14 protein-coding genes and 1 pseudogene are annotated in these 19,482 nt (G+C 47.2%); 4 read left to right on the forward strand and 11 right to left on the reverse strand.

Going from position 1 to position 19,482, the window contains the following annotated elements; translation table 11 throughout:
- The 9 genes from nudB to DXE35_RS08055 all read right to left on the reverse strand — a co-directional run bounded on the left by nudB (position 1) and on the right by DXE35_RS08055 (position 11,218).
- Positions 1-444: a dihydroneopterin triphosphate diphosphatase gene (nudB, locus tag DXE35_RS08015; RefSeq protein WP_114690156.1), complete on the reverse strand. Its 444-nt coding sequence runs from the start codon at positions 442-444 to the stop codon at positions 1-3.
- A 51-nt stretch (positions 445-495) separates the two neighbouring features.
- Positions 496-2,277: an aspartate--tRNA ligase gene (aspS, locus tag DXE35_RS08020; protein ID WP_114690157.1), complete on the reverse strand. Its 1,782-nt coding sequence runs from the start codon at positions 2,275-2,277 to the stop codon at positions 496-498.
- 16 nt (positions 2,278-2,293) lie between these two features.
- Entirely contained in the window at positions 2,294-2,947 is a 654-nt protein-coding gene (locus DXE35_RS08025) for a DUF502 domain-containing protein (RefSeq protein ID WP_114690158.1), read from the reverse strand.
- A gap of 52 nt (positions 2,948-2,999) precedes the next feature.
- Positions 3,000-4,586 carry a ubiquinone biosynthesis regulatory protein kinase UbiB gene (ubiB, locus tag DXE35_RS08030; RefSeq protein WP_114690159.1) on the reverse strand — a complete coding sequence of 529 codons (1,587 nt, stop codon included), beginning with the start codon at positions 4,584-4,586 and terminating at the stop codon, positions 3,000-3,002.
- Between the two features lie 3 nt (positions 4,587-4,589).
- Positions 4,590-5,210, reverse strand: coding sequence for a ubiquinone biosynthesis accessory factor UbiJ (locus tag DXE35_RS08035; protein WP_114690160.1), 621 nt, complete (start codon positions 5,208-5,210; stop codon positions 4,590-4,592).
- 53 nt (positions 5,211-5,263) lie between these two features.
- Entirely contained in the window at positions 5,264-6,169 is a 906-nt protein-coding gene (locus DXE35_RS08040) for a Tim44 domain-containing protein (protein ID WP_114690161.1), read from the reverse strand.
- A 68-nt stretch (positions 6,170-6,237) separates the two neighbouring features.
- A complete protein-coding gene (ubiE, locus tag DXE35_RS08045; RefSeq protein WP_114690162.1) occupies positions 6,238-6,981 on the reverse strand; it encodes a bifunctional demethylmenaquinone methyltransferase/2-methoxy-6-polyprenyl-1,4-benzoquinol methylase UbiE in 744 nt (247 codons plus the stop codon).
- Positions 6,981-7,379, reverse strand: coding sequence for a gamma-butyrobetaine hydroxylase family protein (locus tag DXE35_RS08050; protein WP_114690163.1), 399 nt, complete (start codon positions 7,377-7,379; stop codon positions 6,981-6,983). Before DXE35_RS08050 ends, ubiE begins: the two co-directional genes overlap by 1 nt.
- Entirely contained in the window at positions 7,379-11,218 is a 3,840-nt protein-coding gene (locus DXE35_RS08055) for a DUF3683 domain-containing protein (protein WP_114690164.1), read from the reverse strand. Before DXE35_RS08055 ends, DXE35_RS08050 begins: the two co-directional genes overlap by 1 nt.
- A gap of 134 nt (positions 11,219-11,352) precedes the next feature.
- On the opposite strand from DXE35_RS08055, the gene ilvA reads away from it, so the two are divergent.
- The 3 genes and pseudogenes from ilvA (at position 11,353) to queF (ending at position 14,668) form a co-directional block, all read left to right on the forward strand.
- A complete protein-coding gene (gene ilvA, locus DXE35_RS08060; protein ID WP_114690165.1) occupies positions 11,353-12,873 on the forward strand; it encodes a threonine ammonia-lyase, biosynthetic in 1,521 nt (506 codons plus the stop codon).
- 27 nt (positions 12,874-12,900) lie between these two features.
- Entirely contained in the window at positions 12,901-13,809 is a 909-nt protein-coding gene (locus tag DXE35_RS08065; protein WP_114690166.1) for a 5'-nucleotidase, read from the forward strand.
- A gap of 30 nt (positions 13,810-13,839) precedes the next feature.
- Positions 13,840-14,668 (forward strand): annotated as a pseudogene (gene queF, locus DXE35_RS08070) (NADPH-dependent 7-cyano-7-deazaguanine reductase QueF).
- Between the two features lie 123 nt (positions 14,669-14,791).
- On the opposite strand, the gene ssb reads toward queF, so the two are convergent.
- Positions 14,792-15,247 (reverse strand): single-stranded DNA-binding protein, encoded by a 456-nt coding sequence (ssb, locus tag DXE35_RS08075; protein ID WP_114690167.1) that lies wholly within the window; start codon positions 15,245-15,247, stop codon positions 14,792-14,794.
- A gap of 81 nt (positions 15,248-15,328) precedes the next feature.
- Complete coding sequence (locus tag DXE35_RS08080; RefSeq protein ID WP_114690168.1) at positions 15,329-16,513, reverse strand: MFS transporter; 1,185 nt, start codon at positions 16,511-16,513, stop codon at positions 15,329-15,331.
- A gap of 37 nt (positions 16,514-16,550) precedes the next feature.
- Here DXE35_RS08080 and uvrA point away from each other — a divergent pair, with 37 nt between their 5' ends.
- Positions 16,551-19,448, forward strand: coding sequence for an excinuclease ABC subunit UvrA (gene uvrA / locus DXE35_RS08085; RefSeq protein ID WP_114690169.1), 2,898 nt, complete (start codon positions 16,551-16,553; stop codon positions 19,446-19,448).
- Positions 19,449-19,482 lie beyond the last annotated feature (34 nt).

Raw genomic sequence — 19,482 nt, forward strand, 5'->3', positions numbered from 1 at the left:
CTAGTCAGCCGAAAACAATTTCAGAATAGCCTCACCATTGCTGCGTGAGAAACATTTCTTTGCGGCATCCTCATAAGACAGCCACTCATATGCGACATGCTCTCTGGGGGCGAGAGTAATTGAAGTGTTGTCTGGAGCTTTTAGCGCAAACCAATGCTCAGTATTTCGGGTGACGCCGGGAGCATAACGAAAGCGCCATTCAGGGTAAATTTCATACTCGATTTGATGATGCATATTTTGCAATGCACCTGTCGGCAGCTGATTTACGGCAATGCCCGTTTCTTCAAAAACTTCGCGAGTGGCAGCCAAAGCAAGATCTTCATTCGGCATATCAAGACTACCGGTTACCGACTGCCAAAAGCCCGCTCTATCGGCGCGCTCTATCAATAAAACATCCCTATCTGATTTGTAGATAACTACTAAAACCGAAATAGGGATTTTCAAAGCTGAGGGATAACGGCTACTTAAGCTGTTTTAAGCGGCAGGTGCAGCTACTTAACGCAAGCGGATATGCAACTCACGCAACTGACGCTCATCCACCGGGCTAGGAGCCTGAGTTAATAGGCATTGCGCACGTTGCGTTTTAGGGAAGGCAATCACATCACGAATCGATTCGGCGCCCGTCATCATCGTGACAATACGATCTAAACCAAACGCAATACCGCCATGTGGAGGCGCGCCATACTGCAGAGCATCCAACAAGAAACCGAACTTCGCTTGCGCTTCTTCAGCATTAATCTTCAACGCGCGGAAGACCTGACTTTGAACCGCCTCTTGGTAGATACGTACTGAGCCACCACCAATTTCGCTACCGTTCAATACCATGTCATACGCTTTGGCTAAACACTTGCCAGGATCAGATTCCAAGTACTGCATGTGCTCATCTTTAGGGCTTGTGAACGGATGATGGCAAGCAACCCAACGCGCTTCGCCTTCATCGTAATCAAACATCGGGAAATCAACCACCCATAATGGCTTCCAGCCTTCGGTAAAGAGACCATGCGCTTTACCCCAAGCAGATTGGCCAATGCGCAAACGCAGATTACCAATAGCATCATTCACTACTTTTTCTTTGTCAGCGCCGAAGAAAATGATGTCGCCATCTTTTGCCCCAGTGCGCTTCAAAATGCCCTCAATCGCTGCATCATGCAAATTCTTCACAATAGGCGACTGCAAACCATTGCGCCCTTCAGCAACTGAATTGACCTTAATCCAAGCCAAGCCTTTAGCACCGTAGATGCTGACAAACTGAGTGTAATCATCAATTGCGCTACGGCTAATTTCAGCGCCACCAGGAACACATAGGCCAACAACACGCCCGCCAGCTTGATTAGCCGCACCGGAGAAGACCTTGCAATCAACGTCTTTCATCAAGTCAGTCAATTCAGTGAACTCAAAGTTCACACGTAAATCTGGCTTATCAGAGCCAAAACGCGCCATACCATCTGAATACGGCATGGTCGGAAATGGATTGGGCAATTCCACATTCATCGTTTTTTTGAAGATATGACGAATCATGTTTTCAAACAAATCACGAATCTCTAACTCGCTTAAGAACGCAGTTTCACAGTCGATCTGCGTAAATTCTGGTTGACGATCGGCGCGCAAATCCTCATCGCGGAAACACTTGGTAATTTGATAGTAACGATCAAAACCAGCCACCATAAGCAATTGCTTAAACAACTGTGGAGACTGTGGCAATGCGAAGAATTGGCCGTCGTGCACACGAGATGGCACTAGATAATCGCGCGCGCCCTCTGGGGTGCTTTTGGTAAGCATCGGCGTTTCGATGTCGATAAAGCCTGCATCATCTAAATAACGACGACACTCCATTGCTACGTTGTAACGCAAACGCAAATTCTTCTGCATTTGTGGACGACGTAAATCCAATACGCGACGAGTGAGACGAGTTGTCTCTGACAAATTTTCATCATCAATCTGAAACGGTGGAGTTACAGATGCGTTCAAGATCACCAAGTTGTTGCACAGAATTTCTACTTTGCCGCTAACTAAATCCACATTCTCAGTGCCAGAAGGACGTGCGCGCACAAGTCCTTTAATCTGAATACAAAATTCACTACGCACCTGCTCTGCAATGGCGAACATTTCTGGATGATCTGGATCACAAACCACTTGCACGAAACCTTCGCGGTCACGCAAGTCAATAAAGATCACGCCTCCATGGTCACGACGGCGATTCACCCATCCAGAGAGCGTGACTTCTTGACCAATCAGTGAATCAGTTACCTGACCGCAGGTATGGCTTCGCATCGACATAACACTTTCCTATAAATCAAAAATGGTGTGGCAACTGGGATCCAGCTAAACCACCAGAACTATTGGGATGGACAGAGCCCATTGAAACAATATGCTTCAAAGCCTCTTCCACACTCATCTCCAATTCAATGGTTTGCGCACGGGGTACGATCATAAAAAAACCGGAAGTGGGATTTGGAGTTGTTGGCAAAAACACGTTAACGTAATCTTCACCTAATTTAGCAGCGACTTCCTTTGCAGGTGTACCCGTTTTAAAAGCAATCACCCATGAATCAGCATGGGGGTAACGAATTAATAAGGCCTTACTAAACGCTTGACCACTTCCTGAAAACAAAGTGGATGACACTTGTTGAACGCTTGAATAAATTGAACGCACAACTGGGATGCGATTAATTTGCTTGTTCCACATCCGAATCCACCACTGACCAGCAAAGCTGATTGCCAAAAATCCAGTGAGCATGATTACAGACATCACAATCAAAATACCCACACCTGGCAGCTCACGGAAATGCTGGAGATCTGATGCGAATTGGCGAGGGAAAACGGTAATCATGGCCTGCATTACAGAACCAAATACGCCATCGAGCAGGCTCAAGCCCCATGCAATCACCCAAATGGTGATCGACAATGGTGCCCATACGAGGATGCCAGCGATAAAGTATTTTTTCATATGTTCTGCCTAAGTCGCTATTTTAACGGGTTAGCAGCCAATCAGCGAGAGACTAATAAATGCCTAGGCTGATGATCAAAATTCCGGCTAAAAACCCGCCGGCAAACAACAAGGCGCCCGCCAAAAGGCGATGTGTGCGTCGCTCCTGCAGTAAAAGGGCCTTTAAAACCTCTAATTCGCCATTTTGGTCTTTTACTTGAGCTCGGCCTTGCGCCAGGCTATCCGCAATTAGCCGGGGCAATGTGGGCAAAATTTTGGCCCAAGTTGGCGCCTCTTTCTGTAAACCATCCAATAGACCGCGCCAACCTAACTGCTTGCTCACCCACTTTTCCAGGATTGGCTTAGCTGTTTTCCAAAGATCGAGGTCGGGATCCAATTGACGAGCCAATCCTTCAACATTCAAAAGGGTTTTTTGCAGCAAAGTCAATTGCGGCTGAATTTCCACCTTAAAGCGGCGTGAGGTCTGGAATAAACGCATCAAGACAATACCCAAGGAAATCTCTTTGAGCGGACGATCAAAATACGGCTCGCATACAGAGCGCACCGCGCCTTCCAATTCTTCAACGCGGGTATTAGCAGGAACCCAACCGGACTCGATATGCAATTGGGCAACACGGCGGTAGTCTCGGTTAAAGAAAGCCAAGAAATTCAGAGCTAGATAATTTTTATCTGACTCACTCAGAGCGCCAACAATTCCAAAGTCAAGTGAGATGAAGCGGCCAAATGTTTCTGGCTCCAAGCTAATCATGATATTTCCTGGATGCATATCCGCATGGAAAAAACCATATTCAAAAACTTGTGTAAAAAATATTTCTACGCCATCAGCAGCCAGCTTTTTAAAGTCAACGCCCGCTTCACGCAAGGCTGTGGTTTTTCCAATCGAGATGCCATACATTCTTTCCATGACAATCACATTGGTATGACACAAATCCCAATACATTTCAGGGATCATTAATTTTTTAGAGTCGACAAAATAACGGCGCAACTGGCTTGCATTCGCAGCCTCACGCATGAGATCTAACTCATCATGCAAATACGTATCAAACTCCTCCACGTTCTCGCGCGGCTTTAAGCGACGACCATCCTCAGAGCCTTTTTCAATCACTTTAGCCAAGTCATACATCAAAGCCAGATCACCCTCAATCACCGGCAGAATGCCAGGGCGCAAGACCTTAATGGCTACAGCACGACCTTCCCATTCAGGATGTTTGTGTGTGCCGCGCAACACTCCAAAATGCACCTGCGCTACAGAAGCGCTGGCAACGGGAGTGGCATCAAAGCTAATAAAAACTGCTTCAATGGGTTGGCCTAAATCTTCTTCAATTAAGCGACGAGACTCTTCATTAGAGAATGGCGGGACTTGATCTTGAAGCTTTGCCAATTCATTCGCGATATCTTCTGGCAACAAATCACGACGCGTAGACAGCACTTGCCCAAACTTCACAAAAATTGGGCCCAAGGCTTCAAGCGTTAGCCGAATACGCTCACCTCTTGGCAAATGAGTGCCCGGTGAAATCCAACAAAGCACGGTGAAAAAACCACGACGAATTTCAGGCTTTAAAAGATCGCGCAGAAGCGGTAATAAACCATAACTCCAGGCGGTAAAAAAAATGAAATAGAGGCGAGCAATTCGACGCACGATTTATTTAGCCTTTTGCTCTAAGAGCTGAATGCGCTTTTCCATGCGATCCACAGATTCACGCAATGCGCTTAATTCAGATTTACGAACCATGAAGTCTCGCTTATTTAAAAGCACTTTTTTCTCTTCACTCACATACTCCACTACATTGTCCAGCAAATCGGCGGCGGCAGAACGTGTAGCAGAAACCAACTTTTTGCCATGCCTAACAGCAAAGTTAGCAGGGGCATCGCCCATCAAGCGCGCTAAATCTTCTTCGTATTCCCATCGCAGCTGCCCCGCAAGCCGACCCAATAATTGAGCCAAGTCGGCATCACCAGTAATTTTGACCGCCTTAAAAGCCTGCTCTCGCAATGATCCGCTGCTTCCAGCTAAATCACTTAAAGCTTTAGCGGAAACCTCTAAGGTGAGCGCAGGGACATCAACTGATTGCAGGCTAGTCAACAAGCCATCAGGCTTGATCTCGAAGCACAGATCACCCAGTGGCAACCGCAACACAATCGTTTGATTCTCATGCCGCGCTAATTCAGCCCTGGCCCAAGGCTCAGCTCCAAGAACGTGGTTTATTCCCCGGCAAGTAGCACCAGAAGCGATCGTATGGGTGGTTGAAAAATGTGTATTCATAAGTGTGAAAAACCCGCACAAGTGCGGGTTTTCCGACGGAAAGCACCTCAAGCTTAAACCAACTGGGAGATACCCGCCAGTACCCAGCCACCAGGGCCATCAACTGGCTTGCTTAAATTCCAGATTTCGGAGAAATCACTTGCTGGAGCACCCTGCTGCTCGCGAATCATGCCACTGAACTGAACACTACAGCAATAATGCGCATCTGCCGTCTCAATACCTAAAAGTTGCGCATTAATCGTCACGACATCAGTTTGATTACTTGTATCCGACCGACCCGCTAAATCCTGCTGAATAGTCGCAAACATTTCTGGCGTAGTAAACTCGCGCAAAGAGGCGAGATCGCCTTGATCCCACGCTTTTTGCAAAGTAACAAAATATTGCTTGGCGTTCTCAAGAAATGTTTGTTGATCAAAGCCTGGGGGCAAGGTTGATTGAAATGGCTCAGGCTCAGCCCCCACCCCACAAAATGGATTTGCGGCAGGGGTAAAGGCCGGCTCCTGTCTTGGCATCTCAACAGAATTACGCTGCGCGCCTGGGGCAGGCGCATTGGAATTTTGTCCGGCACCAGATAAGGCTGGCAACATTTTGCGCATGATGAACATAATTGCAAAGCCCGCCAACATCCCAATCAGCAAACCTGTAATCAGTGAAGAGCCAGCCTCTCCTAATCCAAAATGGAACAGGTAGCCAATTCCTAAGCCGGCTGCCAATCCACCCAAAATACCGCCCATGCCGGCAAAACGACTAGGCGCAGGCGCTTGAGGTGTTTTGGCTGGAGCTGCAGGTTGCGCTTGCTGCGCAGGCTTCTGAACTGGCGCAGCTTGTTTTTGCATTGGAGCACTAGGTGCGCGACCAATGCTTTTGCCACCACCTAAACGTGCCGCATCTACATGACCCACTGTCGCAAATATCAGCGCAAGACTGAATAGAGTCGCTTTGAAAAAATGTTTGTTCATTGATATTTACCCCTTCTTATAACTGCTGAACTTCTTTAGTTTTTAAGAGTTTAAAAACTATACAACCATCAGTATTTAATACCAATATGTAGGGCAACGATACCCCCAGTCATTCTGTGGGTTTCCACCTCATCAAAACCCATCCCCAACATCGTTTCTTTGAGAGCTTGGGCATCCGGATGCATGCGAATGGATTCCGCCAAATAGCGATAGCTTTCTGAGTCCTGCGCAATCTTTTCTCCCAACCAAGGCAAAACCTTGAATGAATAAGTGTCATATACCGGCTGCAAAAAGGCATCAGGTTTTGAAAACTCCAATACCAATACACGCCCCCCCGGTTTAATGACACGGCGCATTTCGCGCAAGGCGACATCTTTGTGAGTCATATTGCGCAAACCAAAAGCGACAGTGACGACATCAAAATGATTATTGGGGAAAGGGATTTTTTCAGCATCAAACTGCACACAGGGCAAAGCCATCCCGCGATCTAAGAGGCGATCACGACCAACCCCCAGCATGGAAGCATTGATATCGCTCAACCAAACTTGCGCATCCGGATTGCGACCCCAATCAGCGGCTTTCGCAAACGCAGCGGCTAAATCACCTGTACCGCCAGCAATATCCAACACTTTTTGTCCAGAACGGACATTGGCGCGAGCAATCGTTATCTTCTTCCAGACGCGGTGCAACCCAAATGACATCAAGTCATTCATCACGTCGTATTTACTAGCTACCGAATGAAAAACCTCAGCAACCTTACCCGCCTTCTCGGCCTCATCAACACTTTGATATCCGAAGTGAGTTTTACTCATTAGTGACTTCCACAAGAATAGTCATGCGAATGTCCTGCCTGCGCTATAGGGGTGTCTCGATCAAGACCTGCAGTAGCCAATTTATCCAAATGTTCTTTCCATAATTGTTCTTGGTTTTCAGCCAAAAACAATAAGTAATCCCAAGTGTACAAACCAGACTCATGCCCATCTGAAAAGATCGGCTTAAGCGCATAGTGACCCACAGGCTCAAGGTTTGCAATTAAGACATCACGCTTACCCGTTTGCAATGTTTCTTGTCCAGGCCCATGGCCTTGCACTTCAGCGGATGGAGATAGCACTCGCAGCAACTCAAAAGGTAAGCGATAGACTTTCCCATCCTCATAAGAAAGCTCCAAAACTTTGGATTGCTGATGAACAACAATATTGCTTGGCATCATTAAACGAGAACCCTCTCAATACCGCCTTGGTTTGCTTTGGCCACGTAGTCTTGCATCCAATCTTTACCAAGCAGCTTGTGAGCCATCTCAACCACAATGTAATCCGCTGTTGTATCACTATCCGCATCAAAACGTGTAAGGCCTTGCAAACAGGATGGGCAGCTAGTGAGCACTTTAACGTCGCCAGTGAAATCGCCTTTGCGCAATTCATTGGCGCCTTTTTCCATCTCAATTTGTTTGCGGAAACGTACTTGAGTAGAAATATCAGGGCGAGTCACAGCCAAAGTTCCGGATTCGCCACAGCAACGATCATTCTTCTGAATAGCTTTGCCATCTTCTAGCTGAATGAGTTCATTCACGGTCTTCAAAGGATCTTGCAATTTCATTGGAGAGTGACAAGGATCGTGATACATGTATTTCACGCCCGTGACACCAGAAAGCTTGACACCCTTTTCCGCCAAGAATTCATGAATATCGACGATGCGACAGCCAGGGAAAATTTGCTCAAACTGATATCCAGCTAGCTGGTCATAACAAGTACCGCAAGAAACCACTACGGTCTTAATGTCTAAGTAATTGAGGGTATTGGCAACACGATGGAATAACACACGGTTATCCGTAATCATCTTCTCGGCTTTATCAAAATCGCCATTACCTCTCTGTGGATAACCGCAGCAAAGATAACCTGGAGGCAGAACAGTTTGTACACCCACATTCCACAACATGGCTTGAGTCGCTATGCCCACTTGAGAGAACAAGCGCTCAGATCCACAACCCGGGAAATAAAACACCGCCTCGGTATCAGCAGAAGTCGTTTTCGGATCACGAATAATCGGAACGTAATTTGCATCCTCAATATCCAACAAGGCACGCGCAGTCTTCTTCGGAAGATTGCCTGGCATCTTCTTGTTCACAAAGAAAATTGCCTGCTCTTTAACGCTCGGTTTACCCACCGTCGCAGGTGGATGCGTGGTTTGTTGTTTAGCAAATGTCCGCAGCACATCATTACCAAAACGCTGCAACTTATAACCCCAACCAATCATCGTCTTACGCGCGAGATGAATAGCTTCCGGGCTAGTGGCGTTAAGGAAGAACATTGAAGCAGCAGTCCCTGGATTAAAACGCTGCTGACCCATCTTGCGCAATAAATTACGCATATTCATGGTGACAGCACCAAAGTCAATCTTGACTGGACATGGCGTTAAACATTTATGACACACCGTGCAATGCGCAGCTACGTCATCAAACATCTCCCAATGACGAATCGAAACGCCACGGCGTGTTTGCTCTTCATATAAGAAGGCTTCAATTAACAATGAAGTCGCCAAAATCTTATCGCGTGGACTGTAGAGCAGGTTTGCTCGTGGCACATGGGTTGAGCAAACAGGCTTACATTTGCCGCAACGCAAACAATCTTTCACGCTATCCGCAATCGCCCCAATGTCGCTTTGCTGCATGATGATCGACTCATGTCCCATCAAACCAAAGCTTGGCGTATAGGCCATGCTGAGATCGGCATGCGGCATCAACTTGCCTTTATTAAAGCGGCCTTCTGGATCAACGCGATTTTTATAACCACGGAAATCGTTTAATTCAGCTTCGGTCAAATACTCTAGCTTGGTAATACCAATGCCATGCTCACCAGAGATCACGCCATCTAGCGAGCGCGCTAGTTTCATGATGCGATCTACAGCACGATGCGCATCTTGCAACATCTCATAGTCATCGGAGTTCACAGGAATATTCGTATGCACGTTACTGTCACCAGCATGCATATGCAACGCAACGAATACACGCTTGCGCAAAATATTCTTATGAATTGCTTCGAGCTCAGCGAGGATCGGCTCAAATGCGAGACCGCAAAAAATAATACGCAACTCAGAACGTACTTCTTCTTTCCATGAAGCGCGCAAGCTATAATTTTGCAGTTGCGGAAAATACGTATCCATCTGCGTCAGCCATTCAGCCCAACGCGTGCGAACTTTTGCAATTAACTCTAAGGCCTGCTGAACGCGATCACCCAGGATGTCCGCAGTGGGACTTTCATATTCCTCATCGCTTTTACCTAGGGGTAAGGCGCTCTTTTTCAAAAAGCTTTCAAGGCCATCTAGTACTTGCAGCTTGTTCTTCAGTGACAACTCAATATTGATGCGATCGATGCCGTCGGTGTACTCACCCATGCGCGGCAGCGGAATCACAACGTCTTCGTTGATCTTAAAAGCGTTGGTATGACGTGCGATGGCCGCCGTACGGGCGCGATCTAACCAAAACTTTTTACGCGCTTCCGCACTCACGGCGACAAAGCCTTCGCCAACACGCAAATTGGCCATGCGCACTACTTCACTCGTAGCAGCAGCAACAGCTTCTTCATCATCGCCAGCAATGTCGCCAATCAATACCATCTTTGGCAAGCTATTGCGTTTCGATTTAGTGGAATAACCCACTGCACGCAAGTAGCGATCATCCAAATGCTCAAGACCAGCCAATATCGGGCCGCCTTGCTTACTTTGGGTTTCGAGGTAAGCCTTAATTTCAAAAATACTTGGAATGGCTTCACGTGCTTGTCCAAAGAACTCCAAACAAACGGTGCGCATATACTTTGGCATACGATGCAATACCCAAGTTGCACTGGTAATCAAGCCATCACAACCCTCTTTTTGCACACCAGGCAGACCCGCTAAAAACTTATCGGTAACGTCTTTCCCTAAACCTTCCTTACGGAAACGTTTGCCTTCAACTTCCAATAATTCTTTTTTAAGAATGCGTTCACCTGGCTCACTATTGCCATCTGACCAAGTCAATTGAAAACGTACTGTTGCTACATCATGGATCTTGCCCATGTTGTGGGCAAGTCGTTCAACGTCTAACCAGTTGCCGTGAGGATCAACCATGCGCCAACTAGCAAGATTGTCCAAAGCAGTTCCCCAAAGCACCGCTTTTTTACCACCCGCATTCATCGCAATATTACCGCCAATACAACTTGCATCCGCAGAAGTAGGATCGACCGCAAACACAAGACCAACATGCTCTGCGGCATCCGATACGCGACGCGTTACAACGCCTGCGCCAGTGAAAATCGTTGAGACTTCATGATCAAGCTCTGGTAATTTTTTGAGCTTCACTCCACCAATATCTTGTAGCTTCTCAGTATTAAGTACCGCGGACATCGCATACAAGGGAATAGCGCCACCGGTATAGCCAGTGCCACCTCCACGAGGAATAATTGTGAGACCCAATTCAACACAAGCCTTCACCAATCCTGGAATTTCGGATTCATAATCTGGCTTTAAAACTACCAGCGGGAATTCAACACGCCAGTCTGTTGCGTCAGTAACATGCGCGGCACGAGAGACACCATCAAAACAAATATTATCCGCAGCGGTATGACGACCCAACTCTTTGCGAGCGCGCTTGCGGATCTGCTGAACTTCTTTAAATCCGTTCTCGAAATTTTCAATAGCGCGATAAGCGGCGCTCAATAAAATTTCCACTTGATCCGCAGAATCGCCAATATTGCGTTTCTTGACTTCACCCAAACGATGCCAAAGAGCGTCCGTTAACTGCTTGCGGCGATTAAGGCTATCTAGCAAATCATCTTGCAAGAATGGGTTACGCTGAACCACCCAAATATCACCCAGAATCTCAAAAAGCATACGAGCTGAACGGCCTGTGCGACGAACGCCACGCAATCCATTTAGAACACGCCATGACTCCTCGCCCAATAAGCGAATAACAATCTCTCGATCGGAAAAGGAGGTGTAGTTGTAGGGTATTTCACGCAAACGGGGGAAACCCGCCTCAGCGTCCAACAACTGGTTTAAAGCTAGTGGGGCGTTCATAGCGACATATTTGATAAATAATCATTTTAATTGAGCAAACCTGATACTGGCAGGATTCCTGGAAAGCCGCTCTCAAAAGGGATCAACCCTTGCAAATCTAATGACTTAGGAGCCATCCGTGGTACGCTCATCAGATGGCAACGAACTATTTAAAGAAAATTTTATCGGCTCGCGTCTATGACGTAGCCAGGGAAACCGAACTTCAGCTCGCCCCAGAACTGACTAAGCGTTTGGGTAACCAGGTTCTCCTAAAACGAGAAGATAACCAACCGGTTTTTTCCTTCAAACTGCGTGGCGCCTATAACAAGATGGCCCATTTACCCCCAGAAGCCCTAAAACGCGGGGTTATTGCCGCTTCCGCGGGCAATCATGCCCAAGGCGTAGCCCTTTCAGCCGCCAAAATGAAGTGCAAGGCCGTGATTGTGATGCCGGTGACCACCCCTAGCGTCAAAATCGATGCCGTCAAGGCTCGCGGCGGGTCTTGGGTAGAAATCATCCTCCATGGCGAGTCCTATAGCGATGCTTTTAAGCATTCTGAGGTTTTAGGCAAAAAGCGGGGCCTAACTTTTGTTCACCCCTTTGACGATCCTGATGTCATCACCGGCCAAGGAACCATCGCCCATGAAATTTTTACCCAGTACGACAAACCCATAGATGCAGTATTTGTCGCAATCGGTGGTGGCGGTCTTATCGCCGGTATTGGTGAGTACATCAAAGCGATTAGCCCAAAGACAAAAGTAATCGGCGTTCAAGCATCAGACTCTGATGCCATGAATCAGTCCCTCAAAGCGAATAAGCGCATTGAGATGAAGGATGTTGGTTTGTTTTCTGATGGCACCGCTGTGAAGTTGGTTGGCAAAGAAACTTTCCGGATCTGCAAAAAAGTAGTTGATGAAATTGTCACGGTCGATACCGATGAAATCTGCGCGGCAATCAATGATGTTTTCACTGATACTCGCAGCATTCTGGAGCCAGCTGGCGCGCTCGCCATTGCGGGCATGAAGAAGTATGTCGCGAAAAAACGCATTAAGAAGAAAACCTTAGTGGCTGTGGCTTGCGGGGCGAATATGAACTTTAGCCGCTTGCGTTTTGTGGCTGAACGCGCAGATGTTGGCGAGTTCCGCGAAGCAGTATTTGCAGTGACCATTCCTGAAGAGCGCGGCTCTTTCAAACGCTTCTGTGAATTACTTGGCAAGCGCAATGTCACTGAATTTAACTATCGAATTGGCGATCAAAGTGAAGCACATATTTTTGTTGGCATCAGCACACAAAAGGCGGGTGATAGTGAAGCAATTGCAAAGCATTTCCGTAAAGCAAAATTCGCGACAATTGACTTAACTCACGATGAGCTAGCGAAGTCGCATTTACGTCATATGGTTGGCGGACATTCTGCGCTTGCAAAAGATGAATTGCTTTATCGTTTTGAATTCCCAGAGCGCCCAGGCGCTTTAATGAAGTTTTTAACCAGCATGGCGCCCAACTGGAACATTAGCTTGTTCCACTACCGCAATCATGGTGCTGACTACGGTCGTATCTTGGTGGGTATTCAAGTGCCAAAGAACGAGCAAAAGAAATTCCAAAGCTTCTTGGCTGGCCTAGGCTATCCACATGGGGATGAAAGCAATAACCCTGCTTATCGCTTGTTCCTTAAATAAGATGAACCTCTAAGACCCTATTCATCAATGTCATATACGCTCACCGGAAAACTCGTCGTCGCGATCTCCTCGCGCGCCCTGTTTGATTTCGAAGAAGAAAATCGCATTTTCGAATCAACCGATGACAGTGCCTACATGAAGCTCCAGCTTGAGCGCCTTAGCGAGGCTGCTCAAAAAGGCGTGGCATTCACCTTGGTTAAGAAGCTGCTCGCCTTTAATGAAGAGGGTGAGCAACGCGTTGAGGTAGTCATTCTTTCTCGTAATGACCCAGTTAGCGGCTTACGCGTTTTCCGCTCTGCGGAGCATCATGGCTTGCACCTAGAGCGTGGCGTATTTACTAGGGGACGTCCGCCATATCACTACCTACGCTCATTGCATGCCAACCTCTTCCTATCTGCCAATGAAGATGATGTGCGAGCAACCATTGATGCCGGTTTTCCAGCGGCACGCGTTTTTCCAGAATCGAGCAAAACCTCTGAATCTCACCCGAATGAAATTCGCATCGCCTTTGACGGAGACGCAGTCCTCTTCTCTGATGAAGCAGAACAAGTTTTCCAGAAAAAAGGGCTTGAGGCATTTGTCGACCATGAAAGCAAAAAGGTTGATATTCCTTTGCCTCCGGGGCCGTTTAAACCTTTACTAGAGGCCTTGCACAGACTGCAACGCTCTACCAGTGAAAACGGAATGCGTATTCGCACTGCACTAGTAACTGCACGCTCTGCTCCAGCACATGAGCGCGCCATTCGCACTCTGATGGCATGGGGCATTGATGTCGATGAGGCGATGTTCTTAGGCGGCCTATCCAAGAGCGAGTTCCTTCGAGAATTCGAACCTGACTTCTTCTTTGATGATCAAACTGGTCACTGCCAGTCTGCCGCATCAGTAGCCCCAACAGGTCATGTTGTGTCAGGCGTATCGAATAAGCCAAAGAACTAAACGGAACGAATCAACAGAAAAAAGATATTGATGGCAACGCTTCCGCTCGGTCAATCTACGCAATACCCAGATCAATACGATCCGAGCTTGCTATACCCCATCCCAAGAATTGAGAACAGAAAAAAACTGGGTCTTACAGAAAATCAAGTGCTGCCATTTGTGGGCGTGAATATATGGAACGCCTTTGAGCTGAGCTGGCTTAATAAAAAAAGCAAGCCTCAAATTGCTTTGGCAGAGTTTCAGATTCCTGCTGACTCACCGAACATGATTGAGTCCAAGTCATTCAAGCTGTATCTCAACAGCCTCAACAGTGCACGCTTTGAGAATGAGAATGAAGTTAAAGAGCGACCCATCACAGACCTCTCGACCGTCTCTGGCAGCAAGATTACTGCCCGCATCAACCCAACGGAAACCATCTCTAAAAATGGGATGCAAGAAATGGGTGGGATTTTGATGGATCGACTAGATATTGAAATTGATCCCAGCCTACCAGCGGACTCAAGTCTGCTGGGCGTCAATGAATCTTTTGGTCCAATTGAGCAATGTCTGGTTTCTCACCTTCTCAAATCCAATTGCCCAGTTACTGGGCAGCCTGATTGGGCCAGCGTGCAAATTCGCTATCAAGGCAGACCCATCCTTGAAGAAGGTTTATTCCGCTACATGATTGGCTTTAGGCAAATTAGGAGAATTTCACGAACACTGTGTGGAAACTATATTTACCAACATCAAGCGTCAGTGCACACCAGAGAAGTTATCTGTGTATGCGCGCTACACACGTCGTGGCGGCTTGAACATTAATCCCTTTCGCACGGATCACAATTCTCCGTGGCCAGAAAACATTCGACACGCACGGCAGTAAACAATTTACGAAGCCAAAAGTAAGCAAATAAAAAACCCCTTGTAGGAATTCCTAGAATGGGTTTTTAGCGCTTAACTCACCAGCTAATGACCGGTGAGTTATTTCGCAATGCTTGAGGGTCTCTCAAAAAGGAATATCGTCATCCATAGCGCCTAGTGAGGCAGCGTTAGATGATGCTGGAGCAGACTGCTCAGCCGGCTTTGCGCGTGCATAGCTTTCGCCACCATCACCGCTTCCGCCTACTGGCTTACCACCGAGCATTTGCATTGTTTCCGCAACGATCTCTGTGGAATACTTTTCCTGGCCACTAGCATCAGTCCATTTACGTGTACGTAAACGACCTTCAACATAAACCTGTGAACCTTTTTTGAGGTACTGACCAGCGATTTCTGCAAGCTTGCCAAAGAATGCAACGCGATGCCATTCTGTGGTTTCTTTCATTTCACCAGTTTGTTTGTCTTTGTAGCGATCGGATGTTGCTACTGAAATATTTGTAACGGCGTCGCCGCTTGGCATATAACGTGTTTCTGGATCACGTCCTACGTTACCTACGATGATGACCTTATTTACCGAAGCCATGTTGTCTCCCGAAGAAAAATACTGCTGTTATTACTACTAAAAAATAAACTGCTCGCTTTTATTTAATCAATGAAGCTGCGGTTATGTCTTTGTGGCTACATCCTTTGATTCAGTTGCTCTTGTTGGTATTTCACCCATCGACCAAGCAATTATCATCCAGCAAATTAAGAGTGCCGCACCCATAACAAAGACCGATAAATCACCATGGCTATCCATCAAATAGCCACCAATAACTGCTCCTGAGAACAGGCCAATCGATTGGGTAGTGTTGTAAACACCCAATGCAGTACCCTTCGATTCTTTGGCAAAACGCGACACCAACGAAGGTTGCAAGGCTTCAAGCAAATTAAAACCTACAAAATAAATCAGTAATGCCGTTGCAATCATCATGACGGAATTTGCTTGAGTAAAGATTGATTCCGCAATCAACAATAAAACAATCGCAATTAACAAGACTGTTCTTAACTTTTGCCTCTTTTCACCGTAAATAATCGCGGGCGCCATGAAGACAAATGAGAGCAACACGACTGGAAGATAAATTTCCCAATGCGAAGAAAGTGGTAATCCTGCCTGCACTAGTAAACGCGGCACTACTAAGAACATCGCCACCTGTGTTGCATGCAATACAAACACACCTAGATTTAAACGCATCAACTCCGGACGGAAAAATACTTCCCTCAAAGAAGCTTGCTGAACTTTGGCTTCGAGTTTGCTTGTTGGCAAAACGTAATAAGCGACAAACATCGCAATCACGCCCAATACAGCCAGAACAACAAAAATTCCACCTAGGCTGATTGCGCGATAAATAGGGGCGGCAATCACCAGAGACAAGGCAAATGAGAGGGCGATACTACCGCCCACCAAAGCCATTGCTCGAGTGCGAACTTGCTCACGGGTTAAATCGGCCACCCAAGCTGAGATAGCAGCCGAAACCGCACCGGCACCCATAATTCCTCGACCAATCGCAATCCAAAGCAAATCATCCTTGGCAGCACAAATCAGGGCGCCAGCCACAAATAAGGAGAGCCCCCATAAAACGACTGGTGTACGCCCAATTCGGTCGGACAGGCGACCAAGGGGGATGTAAAAACAAGCCTGAACGATATTGAAGATTCCGAGGGTCAACCCCACCCAGAGCGCATGCTCGCCGCCGGGCAAACCCCGCGCATGAATACTAAAAATGGGTAATAGCAAGAACAGGCCGAGCATACGGAGGCCAAAAATGCCTGCTAAGGCCAGAGTGGAGCGAAGTTCAGAAGGATTCATGGGAAAGAGCTATATTAACAAGTTACGCTAAAAAATCATGAATAACGAAATCAAGATCCGCGGTGCCCGCACCCACAACCTCAAAAACATCAATCTAGACATCCCTAGGGAGAAATTAGTTGTCCTGACTGGTTTATCCGGTTCTGGCAAAAGCTCCTTAGCTTTTGACACACTCTATGCGGAAGGTCAACGCCGCTATGTTGAATCTCTTTCGGCCTATGCCCGCCAGTTCTTACAGCTGATGGAAAAGCCAGATGTCGACACGATTGAAGGGCTTTCTCCTGCGATTTCGATCGAACAAAAAGCAACTAGCCATAATCCACGTTCAACCGTCGGCACCGTTACTGAAATTCATGATTACTTGCGATTGTTATTCGCACGCGCTGGTACGCCGCATTGCCCTGATCACGACCTTCCATTAGAAGCGCAAAGCGTTTCACAAATGGTTGATACCGTGCTGTCGATGCCGAAAGATACCAAGTTAATGATTTTGGCTCCAGTAGTCAGTGAGCGTAAAGGCGAATTCGTCGACCTCTTTCAAGACTTGCAAGCGCAAGGCTTTGTGCGTTTCCGAGTACGCTCAGGTGGTGGCACCGCTAACACAGCTAAATCAGAAATTTTTGAAGTCGATCAATTACCCGCGATGAAGAAAAACGATAAGCATTCGATTGAGGTGGTGGTAGATCGTATTAAAGTGCGTCCTGATATTCAACAACGTTTAGCGGAATCTTTTGAAACTGCTCTACTCCTGGCAGACGGTAAGGCCATGATTGTGGATATGGATACTGGCAAAGAGATGATTTTCTCCAGCAAGTTTGCTTGCTCAGTGTGCTCCTACTCCCTACAAGAATTAGAGCCGCGCCTTTTCTCGTTTAATAACCCGATGGGTGCATGCCCCTCTTGTGATGGCCTAGGTCATCAGTCTTTCTTTGATCCAAAACGCATCGTTGCGCATCCCGATTTATCGCTGGCTTCTGGCGCTATCAAAGGGTGGGATCGTCGTAATCAGTTCTACTTCAAATTACTGCAAACCCTTGCCAAGCATGGAGGCTTTGACGTAGAGAAGCCTTTTGAATCACTTTCCAAGAAACAACAAGATCTGATTCTTTTGGGCTCTGGTGACGTCACCATTCCATTTGAATATATCAATGAGCGCGGCAAGAACAGTATTCGTGAACATTCATTTGAAGGTATCGTCGCCAACTTTGAAAGACGTTATCGCGAAACCGATTCCATGACAGTGCGTCAAGCACTCTCGCGCTATCAAAATGTGCAAACCTGCCCAGAATGTAACGGTAGCCGTTTGCGCAAAGAAGCTCGCTTTGTCAAAGTGGGTGAGAAAAAACAATCGCGTGCCATTTATGAAATCAGCGCCCTGCCACTAAAAGAAGCCAAAGAATATTTTGAAGCACTCGAACTCAAAGGCGCCAAGCGCGAAATTGCCGACAAGATCGTCAAAGAAATTAGCGCTCGCTTACGCTTCTTAAATGACGTAGGCCTGGATTACCTCTCTCTCGAGCGTAGTGCTGACACCCTGTCAGGCGGCGAAGCCCAGCGTATTCGCCTGGCAAGTCAAATTGGTTCTGGCTTAACTGGGGTGATGTACGTCTTAGATGAGCCTTCGATTGGACTACATCAACGCGATAATGATCGCTTAATCGGCACTCTCAAGCATCTACGCGATTTAGGGAACAGCGTTTTAGTGGTGGAGCACGATGAAGATATGATTCGCGCATCCGACTGGGTCATTGATATTGGCCCCGGTGCTGGAGTTCATGGTGGTGAAGTTGTAGCTCAAGGTACACCCGCGGAAGTGGAGGCAAATACCAAATCGTTAACTGGCGCCTATCTGGCTGGGCGCGAAGCAATCGCTGTTCCTGAAAAACGAATTCCAGTAAACGATCGCTTTTTAGAAATCATCGGCGCACGCGGCAATAATCTGCAATCTGTGCACGCCAAGATTCCAGTTGGATTGTTAACTTGTGTCACAGGGGTATCTGGCTCAGGTAAATCCACGTTAATTAACGACACCTTGCATCATGCGGTTGCTCAACATCTTTATGGTTCGAACGCCGAACCAGCAGCGCACGATGCCATCAAAGGCCTAGAGCACTTTGATAAAGTCATGAGCGTTGACCAATCCCCTATTGGCAGAACACCAAGATCCAACCCTGCAACCTACACGGGCCTCTTTACCCCTATCAGAGAGCTATTTGCTGGCGCTCCTGCCTCACGCGAGCGCGGCTATGAAGCGGGTCGCTTCTCTTTTAATGTCAAAGGCGGTCGCTGTGATTCTTGCGAGGGCGATGGCGTTCTCAAAGTCGAAATGCACTTCTTACCAGATGTGTATGTGCCCTGCGATGTTTGTCATGGCAAGCGCTACAACCGCGAAACCTTAGACATTCGCTACAAAGGCAAAAATATTCATGAAGTGCTGTCGATGACTATCGAACAAGCGCATAAATTCTTTGAGGCGGTTCCTGTAGTCAATCGCAAACTCAAAACACTACTGGATGTGGGTTTGGGTTACGTCAAGCTAGGACAAAGTGCAACTACCCTATCTGGTGGCGAAGCACAGCGCGTGAAGCTCTCACTTGAACTCTCTAAGCGCGATACGAACAAAACATTATACATCCTGGATGAGCCAACTACTGGCTTGCATTTCCATGACATTCAGCTCCTGTTAACCGTCATTCAAACGCTCAAGCAACAAGGTAACACGATTGTGATTATTGAGCACAACCTCGATGTCATTAAAACGGCTGACTGGATTATTGACTTAGGCCCTAAAGGCGGTGCTGGTGGCGGACAGATTATTGCTACCGGTACACCTGAAGAGGTTGCGAAGAATGAAGTGAGCTTTACTGGTCGCTACTTGGCACCATTGTTAACTCGTAAAGCACCGGCGCCCGTAGCCAGTAAAAAGAAAAAATAGTGTGGGCTAGCAATCTCGTATTGCGAGCTTTATC

The organism is Polynucleobacter necessarius, assembly GCF_900095215.1.
Taxonomy (GTDB): Bacteria; Pseudomonadota; Gammaproteobacteria; order Burkholderiales; family Burkholderiaceae; genus Polynucleobacter; species Polynucleobacter necessarius_H.